We start from the raw sequence: 14,107 nt of genomic DNA, 5'->3' as shown, positions 1-14,107 counted from the left end.
CGCCGCTGTCCGTGCGGGACGCGGCGGCGGGCGATGACTGCGCGAGGAGGCTCCGACCGTGCGGACACGGACGGGAACCAGGGTGCATTCCACGATCCACAGCCGTTGTATGGCGTCAGCGGGCCGGTGGGCGGGTTCGATGACCAGGAGCGGCCGCAGCCGTTGGATGGCGCGGCACGCCATCGCGGGCGAGCATCCGAAGAGCGGTGCGAGCTGCCGCATCCGCAGCTTCGTGAACGTCTCAACCCACGCCCACTCAGCCCTCAACACCCCACGCACGCATAGGGAAATGTCCTGATCGCAGCTTTGTGCAACACGCTTTGGGCGACTGGTGAAGCGCCGTGGGCGCCGGACCGGAATCAGGCGGCTACTCAGAGTGGTGGAGATCGTTTCCCGTCGTGGACGTCCCTGCGGTTCCCCATCGGACGCGAGGCCGGCTGTCGCGCATCTGACAACCTCCTGGGCGGGTTGTCGTGAGCCTCCCGGATCGGGTGGACGTGGGTCTCGGCCGCAACGGGGGAGGGGGAGTGCGGGAGGCCGGGACCCGGTAGGCGCAGGGTTACCCCGGCCGCGCAGGTCAGGACGCGGGCAGGGCGGGCAGCGGCCGGGTGGCGATCTCCTGCGCCTCAGCGCGGGGTAGGCCGAACATGCGCAGCAGGCGGGCGGCCAGTTGGTCGGTGATGTGCTCGGCGTCGAGATCGGGGCGGGTCTCCAGGAGGTGCAGTACTCCGAGCAGGGCGCCGCCGGCCATGGCCACAGCGGATTGCGGGTCGTCGATGTCCAGCCGTCCGTCGTCAGCGGCTGCCTGCAGGTCGCGCATCGCCTGCGGGGCCAGGCCGCTTTCGGAGGTCAGGTAGGACGTGCCGGTGCGCACCAGGATCCCGGCCATTTGCCGGTGGGTGCGCTGCAGCCGTCCGGTCAGGCGGACGCTGGCGGCGAAGACCTCCGCCGGATCCTCGAGGTCTCCTACGACGGAGTCCAGGAGGGCGCCGTGTTCGTCCAGCGTGAGCGCGACGGCGGCGTCGAACAGCTCGTCCTTGCTGGTGAAGTGGTTGTAGAAGGAGCCGAAGCCGACGTCCGCCGCCTCGGTGATCTCCTGGACGCTCACCTCGGCCCGTCCCTGCTCGGCGAGAAGCCTCTGCGCGGCGGCGACCAGTGCGGCCCGGGTGCGCGCCTTGCGCCTGTCCAGCCGGTTGGGCGCCTGGCCGTCGGCCCTGCCATGTCGGTCGGTGCTCATGGCGAACACTCCTCTATCCAGTGGGTCACTCCTGATTATTACATCAGTGTTGACGCCTCTTGACGATGGATTCATCTGGCCTGATTCTTTCGTCAAGAGTGACCAGATGTTCCTCTGTTGACCTCGGTCGACGTTGTCCAGGACTCAGGAGAGCCGATGAGTATCCAGGTCGTCCGCACACCAGAAGGCTGGTGGGTGGAGAGCGGCACAGGACGGCTGCACCGCGTCGACACCGATGCGGACACCACCGCCGCCCTGCTCGCCGACCGCTCGGCCGTGGAAGAGGCGGCCGCCCGCGCCGCGGCCGACCACGATGCCGGACAGAGCGCCCGGGAAGCGGCGTTGCTCTCGCCCGTCACCACGCCCTGCCGGGTGGTGGCGCAGATGGTCAACTACCGCTCCCATGCGGTGGACTCCGGGTTCGACCCGGACACCGTCCCGCCCGCGTTCTTCCGCAAGGCCTCGGGTTCCGTCAGCGGCCCCTGCCAGGACATCGTGCGTCCGCCGGATGTGCGGTTCCTGGACTACGAGGTCGAGCTCGGCCTCGTAATGGGCGCGGACCTGCCGGTCGGCACCGAGGTCACCGACTCCACCCTGCCGAAATACGTCGCCGCGCTGGTCGTCGCCGACGACGTCAGCGCCCGGGACCTGCAGCTGCCCAAGACGCAGTTCTACGAGTCCAAGTCCTATCCCACCTTCACCCCGCTCGGACCGCGGCTGCTCCTGGTCGACGCCGACGACCTGGCCCGCCTGCCGGAGCTGCGGCTCACGCTGAAGGTCAACGGGGCCACCCGGCAGGACCGCACCACCACGGACATGATCGTCCGGCCCGCGAGGGCACTCAGCCTGCTGGCCCGTTTCCAGACCCTGAAGCCCGGTGACGTCCTGCTCACCGGAACACCCGGTGGCACCGCGCTGAAATCTCCGGGCAGGCTCCTGGCCACGCTCGGCGCCCTGCTGCCTCCGCACAAGCGCTGGCAGAAGTTCTTCGCCCGCCAGCAGCAGAACCCGGACTACCTCAAGGACGGTGACGTCGTCACGGCCCGGATCGCGACCGACGACGGCGTCCTCGATCTCGGCGAGCAGCGCACGGTGGTGCGCGCCCGCTGACGACTCCCGGGACCCCCCGCCCGGGACCGGCCGGCCCGGCATCCCCGTACCGGGCCGGCCACTTGACCCCACCCCTCACCCTGCAAAGGCGCACCGGTGACACTCACACCCACCGACCTGCTGTGGCCCGCCTGCGACAGCCCCGCGGACCTGCCCGCCATCGAGGCCGTCCCGCTGCACGAACGCGGTCTGCCCGCCACCACCTACGACGCCCTGCTCCGCGCCGCCCGCCTGTGGCCCGACCGCCCGGCTACGGCGGTGCTCCCCGATGCCGCACGCTTCCAGCGCCCCACCACCGCGACCTTCACGCAACTGCACGACCAGGTGCATCGCACCGCCAACCTGCTGCGCTCGCTCGGCGTCACCCGCCGCGCCGCCGTGGGCCTGCTCGCGCCGAACACCGCTGAGCTGCCGACCGCCCTGCTGGCCGCGCAGGCCGCGGGCATCGCCGCCCCGGTGAACCCGGGCCTGGCGGCCGAGCACGTCGAGCAGCTGCTGCGGCGCGGCGGCGCGCGGGTACTCATCGCCGCCGGTCCGCAGCTGGACCCGCAGGTGTGGGCCAGGGCCCGGGAAGCCGCAGCCGCCCTGCGCCTGGACGCGCTACTGGCCCTGGCGCCCACCATGGCCGACGGCTCCACCCCCGCTCTGGAACCCATCGAGGGCGTACGTGTGGGCTACCTCGCGGAACTGGCCGCGTCCCATCCCGCCGACCGGCTGGTGGACATCGAGCCCCCGGCCCCCGACGACCTGGCCGCCTACTTCCACACCGGCGGCACCACCGGCACCCCCAAGCTCGCCGCGCACACGCACGCCAACGAGGTCATCGATGCCTGGATGGTGGCCTCGAGCATCCCACTGGACACGAACTCGGTGATGTTCGCGGCGCTGCCGCTGTTCCACGTCAACGCCCTGATCGTCACCCTGCTCGGCCCGCTGCTGCGTGGCCGGCAGGTGGTGTGGGCCGGGCCGCTGGGCTACCGCGATCCCGAGCTGTACGGGGTGTTCTGGAGGCTGGTGGAGCACTACCGCATCGCCGCCATGTCGGCAGTGCCCACCGTGTACTCCGTCCTCGCCGGCGTCCCCGTCGACGCGGACATCTCCAGCATGCGGTTCGCCGCCGTCGGCGCCTCCCCACTGCCACCCGCCGTACGGGAGTCCTTCCAGGAGCACACCGGCATCCCGCTGTGCGAGGGCTACGGCCTGACCGAGGCGACCTGCGCCTCCGCCCTCGGTTTCCCCGGCCACACCCGGCCGGGCAGTGTCGGCCGGCGCCTGCCCTACCAGCAGGTCAAGACCGTGCAGATCGACCCGGACACCGGCGAATGGCACGACCTGCCGCCCGGCGCCACCGGAGTGCTCGCCATCAGCGGCCCCGCGGTCTTCGCCGGCTACGTCGCCGAGCACACCGCCCACGGGCCCCGCCTGGAGACCGCCGGGAAGATCCGCGACGGCTGGCTGGACACGGGCGACCTGGCCCGCATCGACGCCGACGGCTTCATACATCTCGCCGGCCGCGCCAAGGACCTGATCATCCGCGGGGGCCACAACATCGACCCCGCCGCTGTCGAGGACACCCTCCTCGCCCACCCCGAGGTCACCGCCGCCGCGGCCGTCGGCCGCCCCGACCCGCACGCCGGCGAGGTGCCCGTCGCCTACGTCACCCTCACCCCCGGCGCCCGCGTGGATCCCGCCGAGTTGCTCACCTGGGCCACCGAACGGGTCCCCGAGCGCGCCGCCGCGCCGCGGGAGGTGCTCGTGATCGACGCCATCCCGCTCACCGCCGTCGGCAAGCCCTACAAGCTCGGCCTTCGCCTGGACGCCACCCGCCGCGCGGTCCTGGCCGAACTGGCCGCCCAGAGTGCGGACTGCGACCCGGAACGGATCGTGTGCCGGCCGCACGACGGAGGGGTCCGCGTCATGCTGCCTGCCCCTGCCGACGAGGCGGTGCGGCACAGGGTCACCGCCGCCCTGGACCGGTACGTCCTCAACTGGCGGTACGCCCCTGGCACCTGACCTGACCTGACCTGGGCCGCAGCAACCAAGGCCGGCAGCAGCCTGGAGGCCCAGGCGGTGATGCCGACCGCCCAACGCACCTCACCGGCCCGTTGCGGGCGGTGTCGATCAGCGTGAGGATCTGCGCTTCGTCGTTGATCACCTTTGTGGAGCAGCGTCTCGCCATCGGCATCGACGGCCACCGCCCAGGGATGACCCCTGTCGGCGTCGATACAGACCATATCCGTCCGTGAGACCTGCTCACCGCTTCGCTCCGAGTCCCTCGTGCCCCATGTCCCATGGCCCGAAGAACACCCGCCAACAGGTCCCTAACCAGCGATGACCGCAGTTCTCAATCAGTGGTCGGAGCGTCCGGGAGGACCGGGCGGCCATTCTCCCGGAGCCATCAACGGCAAACCGCCATCAGCCACACCCGGTCCTCCCGGTCCGCCTCACATTCTTAGGAAACCTCCATGACTACCACTACCACCGTCCTGGCCGCCGTTCTTGCCGCGCTCTTCCTCCTGCTGGGGTCGGCCAAGCTCGCGGCAGTCCCCGCGATGCGGCAGGCCGCGGCCCATGTCGGCATGACCCCCACCCACTACCGCCTGCTGGGCGCCTTGGAGGTGGCGGCCGCGGCCGGGCTGCTGGTCGGCCTGCGGGTCACTGCGCTCGGTGCCGCCGCCTCAGTGGGTCTGATCCTGCTCATGGCCGGAGCCGTGGTCGTACACCTGCGCAGCGGCGACCCGGCCGCCCGCTGCCTGCCGGCCGCCGTCGTGGGCGCCCTGGCCGCAGTTCATCTCGTCCTGCTGGTCGGCGGCTAGCAGGCCCACACCCCGTGGCCGGCGCCGTCAGCACGCGCGGCGGTGACCGCCCAGCCGCCAACTGGGCACGCCGCTACCCCAACCTGAAGATCATCCTGTCCCACGCGGGCGGTTTCCTCCCCTACGCCGCCCACCGGATCACTGCCGCCCTGGTCGCCGAGACCGGCCGCGGCTACGAAGCGATCCTCGAGGACCTGCGCGGCTTCCGGTTCGACACCGCCCTGTCCGGCAGCCCCTCGGCACTGCCCAGCCTGCCGGCCTTCGCCCGCCCCGACCGGGTGCTCTTCGGAGCCGACCGGCCGTTCGCATTCGAACTCGCCGTCGCCCACTTCACCGGCGAATACGACCGCTACCCCGGCCTCGAGACGCCGGCCACCACGCCATCGACCGGGGCAGCGCCCTCGCGCTGTTTCCCCGCCTGGCCTGAGCCGTCCCCTGCCCCTGGCCCCGAGCCGCGACACCCCGGAGTACCCATGAACGACATCGACGTGCCCGTCCTCATCGTCGGCGGCGGCGGTGCGGGACTCACCGCATCCATGCTGCTCAGCCGCATCGGCATCGAGTCCCTGCTGGTGACCGCCTGGCCCAGCACCTCCGTCCTGCCCAAGGCCCATGTCCTGAACCAGCGCGCCATGGAGGTCATGCGCGACGCCGGCGTGGCCGACACCATCTACGCCGCCTCCACCCCGGCCGAGCAGATGTCCCACACCGCCTGGTACGTCGGTCTGGCCGGCGACCACGAGGACTACGGCCGCCGCGTCGCCATGATGGAGGCCTGGGGAGCCGGCGGCCGCTCACCCGAGTGGCTCGCGGCCAGCCCCGAGCGGCAGGCCAACCTGCCCCAGATCCGACTGGAGCCCGTCCTGCGCGCCCGCGCCGAGGAACTCGCCCCCGGCCGGGTCCGCTTCCACCACGAGCTGACCGAACTCGCCCAGGACGACGAGGGCGTCACCGCCACCGTCACCGACCGCGACACCGGCGAGACCTACCGGGTACGGGCCCGGTACCTCCTGGGCTGCGACGGCGGCCGCACCGTCGGCCCCACCGTGGGCATCGTCCAGGAGGGCGTGCGCAACCTCGCCCGCGTGGTCTCCTTCCACATCTCCGCCGACCTGTCCCGCTGGGCGCGCGATGCGCAGGTGCTGATCCGCTGGCTGTGGCTGCCCGATCTCGGCATCCCCGGCGTGCTCGTGCCCATGGGCCCCGACCACTGGGGACCCGAGTCCGAGGAGTGGGTCTTCCACCTGAACTACGGGCCCGAGGACGGCCGCGCACTGGACGACGAGTCCGTACTGGCCGACCTGCGCACGGCACTCGGGTTGACCGAGGAGCACCTGACGGTCCACATGATCTCCCGCTGGTCCCTGGAGGGAGTGGTCGCCGACCGCTACCGCTCCGGCCGCGTCCTGATCGCCGGCGACGCCGCCCACCGCCACCCGCCCACCGGCGGCCTCGGCCTGACCTCGGCCATGCACGATGTCCAGAACCTCACCTGGAAACTCGCCGCCGTGCTGAACGGCCATGCCGGCGACGCCCTGCTGGACACCTATGAGGCCGAGCGGCGCCCGGTGGACGCCACCAACGTCCAGCGCTCGCTGGAGAACGCCCTGAATCAGATCGCGATAAACGCCCTCTTCGGCGGGGGGCCGCAGGCCGGCGCGGAGGAGAACTGGCGGCAGGCCCGCCGTCTGTGGAGCGGGGACCCCGCCGACACCGAGTTCAGCCGCACCTTCCTGGCCACCGTGGCGGCCCAGTCCATGGAGTTCAACGAACTGGGCGTCGAGTTCGGCTACATCTACGACTCCGCGGCGATCGTCGCCGACGGCACTCCCGCACCCGAGAACCCCGATCCCGTCCGCGTCTACCAGCCCGCCGCCCGCCCCGGACACCCGCTGCCCCACGCCTGGCTGGAGGACCTGGACGGCCATCGTGTGGCCCTGGCCCCCCTGGTCCGTCCCGGCCGTTTCCTGCTGATCGCCGGGGAGGACGGCCGGGCCTGGTGCGAGGCCGCCGAGAAGATCGCCGCCGAAAGCGGGCTGCCGCTTGACGTCATCCGTGTCGGCCACCTCGACGGCGACTACCGGGACCTGCGCTCCACCTGGACCGCCGCGCGCGGGCACAGCCCGCAGGGTGCCGTCCTGGTGCGCCCGGACCGCTTCATCGGCTGGCGCGCCCAGGGCGCGGCCACCGACCCGGTCGCCGCACTCACCACCGCGCTGGACACCCTGCTCGCACGGTAGGGACCGCTCACCTGCCGTGCCACCCGGCCCGCCGATCGCCGCCGCGGTCGGCGGGCCACCCCCTCCCCCCAACCCCCACCCGTCTCCAGGGCACCGCGGCACCCGCCCACCTCGCCACGGGTCGTGGAAGCCGCAGGAAGGGAATCCCCGTGAACGATCCGACCGGCACCACCCCCGCCGCCGACGCCCACCAGGGCCTGCACGGCGAACAGGGCGCCCTGCGAGGGGAGCATCCCGGCCGCGCGGCCCGGCCCGTCATCAAGGTGGTCGACCTGGCCTGGCTGGAGTTCACCAAGCCCGACCTGGACCGCGCCGAGACCTTCGCCCACGACTTCGGCCTGACCACCGCCGCCCGCACCGATGACGCCGTGTATCTGCGCGGCGCCAGGGCCGGCACCCACTGTCTGGTGATCCGCCGCGGCCCCGCCTCCCGGTTCATCGGCCCCGCCTTCCAGGCCGCCGACGCCGCCGACCTCGACCGGCTGGCCCGCGCCACCGGCCACAAGGTCCGCACCCTCACCGAATACGGCGCGGGCCGCGCCGTGGACCTGCTCGACCCGTCCGGCATCCCGGTCCGCGTCGTCCACGGCGTCGCCGAACAGCCCGCACAGCCGCTGCACCAGCCCCTGGTCCTCAACAGCGGCACCAGTGCCGCAGCGGCCCGGGTCAACGCCCCCCAGCGCCCGCCCCGCGAACCCTCCCAGGTGCAGCGTCTGGGCCACGTCGTGCTGTCCACCCGGTTCTTCCGGGGCGCCCTGGACTGGTACCTGCAGCACCTCGGCATGATCGTCAGCGACTTCCTCTACCTGGACGGGCAACGCGACCGCGGCCCCACCATGGCCTTCATCCGCTGCGACCGCGGCAACGAACCCGCCGACCACCACACCCTGGCGATGCACCTGGGCCCCGACACGGGCTATGTCCACTCCGCCTATCAGGTCGCCGACCTCGACGCGCTGGCCGCCGGCGGTGAGTACCTGCGCAAGCGCGGATACCGCCACTCCTGGGGTATCGGCCGACACATCCAGGGCAGCCAGATCTTCGACTACTGGCGCGATCCCGACCGCTTCATGATGGAGCACTTCGCCGACGGCGACGTCTTCGACGACACGCTGGAACCCGGCTGGGCCGCCATGTCCGCCTCCGGCCTGGCCCAGTGGGGCCCGCCTGCCACCCGGGACTTCCTCGGCACCACCCCCTCGCCGGGGGCGCTCCTCAAGGCGATCTCCGCGCTGCGCGAGGACAACGAGATCGACCGCGCCCGTCTGCTGGGCCTGATGAAAGCCCTGGGCAAGTGACCGCCACCACCCCCGAGCGTGTGCCCGTCGTGGTGATCGGAGCCGGCCCCACCGGGCTGACCGCCGCCACCCTCCTCGCCCGCCACGGCGTGCCCACGCTGGTTGTGGAGCGCCACTGCGCCCCGTATCCACTGCCGCGCGCGGTCCACCTGGACGACGAGGTGCACCGCATCCTCCAGGCCGTGGGCATCCATGAGACGTTCAGCGAGATCACCCGCCCCGCCCGCGGCATGCGGCTGCTGGACGGCTCCCACCGGGTGCTGGCCGAGTTCCTGCGTGACAACCCGTGCGGGCGGCACGGGTTTCCCCAGGCCAACATGTTCGACCAGCCCGAACTCGAGCAACTGCTGCGGGACAACCTCACCCGACACCTCCTGGTGACGCTCCGCGGCGGCATCGAGGTCACCTCCGTGACTGCGCCCCCGCACAACGGAGCCCCGGTGGAGGTCTCCTTCCGGGAGGTGGACACAGGCGTCTCGCACACGCTGCTGGCCGAGGCCGTCCTGGGGTGCGACGGTGCCGGCAGCATGGTCCGTGCCTCCATCGGCGCCCGGATGCGGGACCTCGCCACCCCCCAGCAGTGGCTGGTCGTCGACGTCCGCTGCCGCCTTCCCTTGCCCGCCTGGGACGGCGTCCACCAGATCTGCGACCCGCGGCGGGCGGCCACCTACACGCGCGTCGGCGAGGACCGCTACCGCTGGGAGTTCCGGCTGCGCACCGGCGAGCAGTCGAAGGAGCTCACCGACCGCAGGCGTCTGCTCAAGCTGATCGCCCCCTGGACGCCGGGCATACCCGAGGACGAACTGCACGTCCTGCGCACCGCCACTTACACTTTCCGCGCCCAGGTCGCCGACCGCTGGCAAAAGGGCCGCGTCTTCCTGCTCGGTGACGCCGCCCACCTCACGCCTCCCTTCATCGGGCAGGGAATGGGCGCCGGCATGCGCGACGCCCAGAACCTCGCCTGGAAGCTCGCCCGTGTCCTCACCGGCCGCGCGAGCGAGGCCCTGCTCGACACCTACCAGGCCGAACGCCAGCGCCACGCACAGCAGTTGATCCGCACCGCGGTGGCTGTCGGCGCTGTCATGACCGGGGGCGGAACGGGCACCGCGCTGGCCCGCAAGGCCCTCCTGCCCGCCATCTCCCGCCTGCCGGGCGCCTCCCAGCTCGTACTGTCCGCCGTCAGCCCGCCGCTGAGACCGGGCCCCCTGGTCGGCTCCCGCTACCGGCTCGGCCATCCGGGCCCCGGGACGCTGTGCCCCCAGCCCCTGATCGCCGGCGCCGACGGCACTTCCCGTCTGCTGGACGACCTGCTCGGCGAAGGCTTCACGCTCCTGGCCACCGCGCCGCTCAGCCCGGCCCTGCACGCGCTGGTGCGAGCACTGAACGCCCGCGTCGTCCCACTGCACGACCCCCGGCGACAAGAGCCCGGCACGGGCGGCACCCACCTGGGTGCCGAACCGGGCACCGGCGCCCTGCTCCACTGGATGGGCACCGCCGGTGCCGTCCTGCTCCGCCCCGACCGGGTCGTGCTCGCCACCGCGGCCCGTCCCCGCCGCGGCAAAACATGCGGAGACGACCTGGTGGCCGCGGCAGCGGCCTGGGCGCCCCTGCTGTGCGGCGGCGGCCCTGCGACCGGGTGAGGACTTCTCCGTCGCATGGGGCTGGGGCCGCTCCTCCAGTGCGACAAGGCCGAGCGGCAACTTGACGCTCCGGCCTAACTCTGGATCACCCCCTGAGACGACGGGGGGTAACAGCACTGGCGAGTCGACCGCATGTGGTCCCGGCGTGCGTATGCCCAGGCTGAGCTGCAAGCTGGTGGTGCAGGCCGTGGCTGTCGGAGGGAATGTCATGGAGGCGGTGTCCGCCGATGCGATCGCTGGACCGCCCCGGTGGTGACCGGCGTGGTCAGCAGCGGGCGTGGTGACGGCAGCTCTGCCTGTGCCCTGCGCAGGGCTGATGAACGCGGCCCGTCGGCTCTTGCCGTGACCGGGAGCGCGCCCCGACCGGTGGCCGCGCCGCGGCGGCCGTTTCTGATCGTGAATCCGCGTTCGGGGGGAGGGAAGGCGAGCCGGTTCCGGATCGCGGAAAGGGCCCGTGCGTTGGGGGCGCAGGTGCTGTTGCTCGATCCTTCCCGGCCCCAGGATCTGGCGGCTGTCGCGCGGCGCGCGGTGGATGACGGAGCGGATCTGCTGGGGGTGGCCGGCGGAGACGGCACGCAGGCACCTGTCGCCGGGGTTGCCGCGGAGAGCGGTCTTCCTTTCCTGGTCATCCCGGCCGGTACCCGCAACCACTTCGCGATGGACCTCGGCCTGGACCGCGAGGACCCTTCGGCCGCGCTGGAGGCCCTCACGGACGGCGTCGAGCTGCGCGTGGATCTCGGGTTCGCCGGCGAGCGGGTGTTCGTCAACAACGTGTCGTTCGGTGCGTATGCCGCCCTGGTACAGGACCCGGCCTATCGGGAGGACAAGATCGGCACCACGGTGCGGATCCTCCCGGAATTCCTGGCCCGCCACGAGGGCCCGGAGCTGGTGGTACGCGCCGGGCTGCTCACCGTGGACCGGCCTGATGCCGTGCTGGTGAGCAACAACCCGTACCGGGACGATGACCCGGCCGGGCTCGGCAGGCGGGCGCAGCTGGATTCCGGGCTCCTGGGTGTCCTCGCCGCCAGGGCGGAGACGCCCGCCGAGACGGCCACCCGGCTGCGAAGCGGGCAGCCGCACGGCCTGACCCACCTCGCCACCCCTGACGACGTCGTCGTCCACGCCGACGTCCCGCTCGTCCCCGTCGGGCTGGACGGCGAAGCCGTGACTCTGCCCGTTCCCGTGCGGTGCCGGATCAATCCCCAGATGCTGCGGGTACGGGTTCCCCGCCATCGGCCGGCCGCCGCGCCCGCCGGGCGGCAGCCGGGCTGGGGCACCATCCGGCGGGTGACCTCAGCCGCGCGGCGAGCTGTTCACGGCCGCCGTACCGGCTGACGACGCTCGATGACTTGTTCGGCCCAGATCGTCTTGCGGCCCTCGCCGGGGCGGCACCCCCAGCGCGCGGCGAGTTGGGCGACGAGGAACAGGCCGCGCCCTCCCTCGTCGGTGGTTCGGGCGCGCCGCAGGCGAGGCTGGGTGCTGCTGGAGTCGGTGACCTCGCAGACCAGAACGTTGTGGCGGATGAGCCGCAGCTCCGCCGGTGCCCGACCGTAGCGAATCGCGTTGGTGACCAGCTCGCTGACGATGAGTTCGGTGGCGAAAAGCAGCTCGTCCAGCCCCCACGTGGTGAGCTGGCGGGCTGCCCATTCCCGAGCCCTGGAGACGGCGGCGGGATCGGGCGGGATCTCCCAGTGAGCGGTGTCCTCCGCAGGGATGGCGCGGGTGCGTGCCAGCAGCAGGGTCGCGTCGTCGCGCGGCGCATGGTCCGTCAGGCCGGCAAGGACAGCCCGGCCGATGTCGTCCAGAGCGCGGTCCGGACGGCAGGACACGGCGAGGGCGTCCGTCAGGCGCCGGAGGCCTTGGCCGATGTCGCGGTCGCCCCCCTCGATCAGGCCGTCGGTGTACAGGGCGAGGACACTGCCCGGCTCGAGGTCGATGGTGGTGGTCTCGTACGGCATGCCGCAGACGGCGAGTGGGGGTCCTGGGGAGAGCTCGACGGCTTCGGCGGTCCCGTCGGGCCGCACCAGGACGGGCTGGGGGTGCCCGGCACTGGCCATGGCGCAGCGTCGGGTGACCGGGTCGTAGACCGCGTACAGGCAGGTGGCGCCGACGGCGTCGTGGTCCTCGAGCGGTGCTTCGGCCGCGAGGCGGTGGACCAGGTCCGCGATCCGGGTGAGCAACTCGTCCGGCTCCAGTTCCAGGTCCGCGAGCGTCTGGATGGCGGCGCGCAGGCGGCCCATGGTGGCGCTTGCGGGTATGCCACGGCCGACCACGTCTCCGGCGACAAGGGCCAGCCGGAGAGAGGGCAGGGTGATGGCGTCGTACCAGTCGCCGCTGGTGCCCGCTCCGCGGCCTGTGGGGAGATAGACGCCGGCGGTCTCGGCTGCCGGAGTGTCGGTCGTGGCCGGGGGGAGGAGGCTCTGCTGCAGAGCCACGGCCGCCCGGTGCTCGCGCGCGCAGCGGCGGGCGTTGTCGATGGCGAGCGCCCCTCGTGAGGCTATCTGCCTCATCAGATCCGCCTCGTCCTCGGTGAACGGGTCGGACAGGCCGGTGCGCCAGACCACGATCGCGCCGAGGGTGAGGCCGCGGGCGTACAGCGGTGCCACCATCACCGCATGGGTGTCTTGCGGGAGGAGCTCTTCGACCAGCCGCGGGCCGCCGAGCAGGGCGGCGAAGTCTTCCCGGCCGTAGACGACTGTCTCGCCGTGCTGGAAGCTGCGCAGGAGGGGGTGGTCGGACAGCGGTGGGACGGGGTTGCCGTGCTTGATGCCGACCGGCCACTCCGCGGTGGTCGGCGCCAGGGCCGCGTTGCGCAGATGCAGATCTCCGCCGCCCAGCCGCTCGGCGGGTTCGTCCCCGTCGAAGACGGACTGCGCAAGGTCGACGGCGGCGAGATCTCCGAAGGCGGGTACGAGTACGTCCGCAAGGTCCTGCGCGGTGCGCACGACATCAAGGGAGCCTCCCACCCGCTCGGCAACCTCGCGGGTGAGATCGAGCTGTCGGCGGGCGCGCAGCTGGTCGGTGCTGTCGATGTACAGGGCTGCGACCCCCGTGGGACGTCCTCTCGCGTCCTCCAGACGGAAGGCGGACAGCGACAGCGCGTGCCGCCGCGCCGGCTGCCGCCAGCTCACTTGCTGGTTCCTGTGGACCACCGGGACGCCCGTCTCGAGCACCTGGCGCAGTACCGCCTCGAGGCTCTCGGCGTCCTGGGCGCACAGCACGTCGCCCAGCCGAGTGCCGGGCTGTACTGGACGGCCGTTGAGAGTGCCCGGCGTGGCGTTCGTCTGCACGGTGGTGAGATCCGTGTCGTGCAGAGCGATCGTGATCCGGTTCTGTGCGGACAGTGCGCGCAGCAGCGCCGCGCCGTGCTGGTGGTAGGCGACGTGGTGGGTAGGGGCCGCCAGCACGAGGAACTCCGCCGAGCTGCCCAGCATGGTGGTACGGAAAGTGACGTCGATTGTGTTGCCGCACCGGTGCCGCAGCCTCGCCCGGCCGGACGTCGGCATGGGCGTGGCCTTGCGCAGGTCGTCCGGGAGGTCGGCCACCAGTTCCCGTACGGGGCGGCCGTGGACCTCCTCGGCGCGGAAACCCGTCAGGTCCTCTGCCGTCCCGGTCCACCCCGCCACCGCGCCTCGATCATCGAGCACGGCGGCTGCCAGGCCGTCGAACGCGGACATCCTACCGGCGGGCCCGGCACGGGAGATCCCCGTCGTGCCCTGGGAGGCGCCTGCCGAGTCGGCGTTGTCGATATTCGCTGTATCCATGT

The 14,107-nt window shown here is 72.3% G+C and carries 9 protein-coding genes and 2 pseudogenes; 7 read left to right on the top strand and 4 right to left on the bottom strand.

Translation table 11 applies throughout. The features are described from left to right. Nucleotides 1-30 precede the first annotated feature (30 nt). Nucleotides 31-222: pseudogene (locus ACWDAS_RS36405) on the bottom strand (IS5/IS1182 family transposase); the annotation flags it as partial. A gap of 355 nt (nt 223-577) precedes the next feature. After that, nucleotides 578-1,237 (bottom strand): TetR/AcrR family transcriptional regulator, encoded by a 660-nt coding sequence (locus ACWDAS_RS36400; RefSeq protein ID WP_450399471.1) that lies wholly within the window; start codon nt 1,235-1,237, stop codon nt 578-580. Nucleotides 1,238-1,393: 156 nt separating this feature from the next. Between ACWDAS_RS36400 and ACWDAS_RS36395 the strand changes: the two genes are divergently transcribed. Further along, a complete protein-coding gene (locus tag ACWDAS_RS36395; protein WP_450399469.1) occupies nt 1,394-2,347 on the top strand; it encodes a fumarylacetoacetate hydrolase family protein in 954 nt (317 codons plus the stop codon). 96 nt (nt 2,348-2,443) lie between these two features. After that, complete coding sequence (locus ACWDAS_RS36390; protein ID WP_450399466.1) at nt 2,444-4,360, top strand: acyl-CoA synthetase; 1,917 nt, start codon at nt 2,444-2,446, stop codon at nt 4,358-4,360. Here ACWDAS_RS36390 and ACWDAS_RS36385 read toward each other — a convergent pair. Further along, a pseudogene (locus tag ACWDAS_RS36385) lies at nt 4,348-4,604 on the bottom strand (IS110 family transposase); the annotation flags it as partial. The gene ACWDAS_RS36390 and the pseudogene ACWDAS_RS36385 sit on opposite strands and share 13 nt — an antisense overlap. A 208-nt stretch (nt 4,605-4,812) precedes the next feature. On the opposite strand from ACWDAS_RS36385, the gene ACWDAS_RS36380 reads away from it, so the two are divergent. The 5 genes from ACWDAS_RS36380 (at nt 4,813) to ACWDAS_RS36360 (ending at nt 11,676) form a co-directional block, all read left to right on the top strand. Beyond that, entirely contained in the window at nt 4,813-5,163 is a 351-nt protein-coding gene (locus ACWDAS_RS36380; protein ID WP_450399463.1) for a DoxX family protein, read from the top strand. Between the two features lie 14 nt (nt 5,164-5,177). Next, on the top strand, nt 5,178-7,403 hold the full coding sequence (locus ACWDAS_RS36375) for an FAD-dependent monooxygenase (protein WP_450399460.1): 2,226 nt from the start codon (nt 5,178-5,180) through the stop codon (nt 7,401-7,403). A gap of 149 nt (nt 7,404-7,552) precedes the next feature. After that, nucleotides 7,553-8,701, top strand: a complete 1,149-nt coding sequence (locus ACWDAS_RS36370) for a VOC family protein (RefSeq protein ID WP_450399457.1) — start codon at nt 7,553-7,555, stop codon at nt 8,699-8,701. Continuing rightward, nucleotides 8,698-10,341, top strand: a complete 1,644-nt coding sequence (gene mhpA / locus ACWDAS_RS36365; RefSeq protein WP_450399454.1) for a bifunctional 3-(3-hydroxy-phenyl)propionate/3-hydroxycinnamic acid hydroxylase MhpA — start codon at nt 8,698-8,700, stop codon at nt 10,339-10,341. Before ACWDAS_RS36370 ends, mhpA begins: the two co-directional genes overlap by 4 nt. 252 nt (nt 10,342-10,593) lie before the next feature. Then, nucleotides 10,594-11,676, top strand: a complete 1,083-nt coding sequence (locus ACWDAS_RS36360) for a diacylglycerol/lipid kinase family protein (RefSeq protein WP_450399453.1) — start codon at nt 10,594-10,596, stop codon at nt 11,674-11,676. On the opposite strand, the gene ACWDAS_RS36355 is transcribed toward ACWDAS_RS36360, so the two are convergent. Further along, on the bottom strand, nt 11,655-14,105 hold the full coding sequence (locus ACWDAS_RS36355) for a SpoIIE family protein phosphatase (protein ID WP_450399451.1): 2,451 nt from the start codon (nt 14,103-14,105) through the stop codon (nt 11,655-11,657). The genes ACWDAS_RS36360 and ACWDAS_RS36355 overlap by 22 nt on opposite strands. Between the last annotated feature and the right edge of the window lie 2 nt (nt 14,106-14,107).

It is taken from the genome of Streptomyces sp. NPDC001070, from assembly GCF_053598835.1.
This window is presented reverse-complemented; position numbering and strand designations above follow the sequence as displayed.

Coding starts and splice junctions, on each gene's coding strand:
- ACWDAS_RS36355 (WP_450399451.1), bottom strand. CDS start 14,105: ATGGATACAGCGAATATCGACAACGCCGACTCGGCAGGCGCCTCCCAG.
- ACWDAS_RS36395 (WP_450399469.1), top strand. CDS start 1,394: ATGAGTATCCAGGTCGTCCGCACACCAGAAGGCTGGTGGGTGGAGAGC.
- ACWDAS_RS36380 (WP_450399463.1), top strand. CDS start 4,813: ATGACTACCACTACCACCGTCCTGGCCGCCGTTCTTGCCGCGCTCTTC.
- ACWDAS_RS36400 (WP_450399471.1), bottom strand. CDS start 1,237: ATGAGCACCGACCGACATGGCAGGGCCGACGGCCAGGCGCCCAACCGG.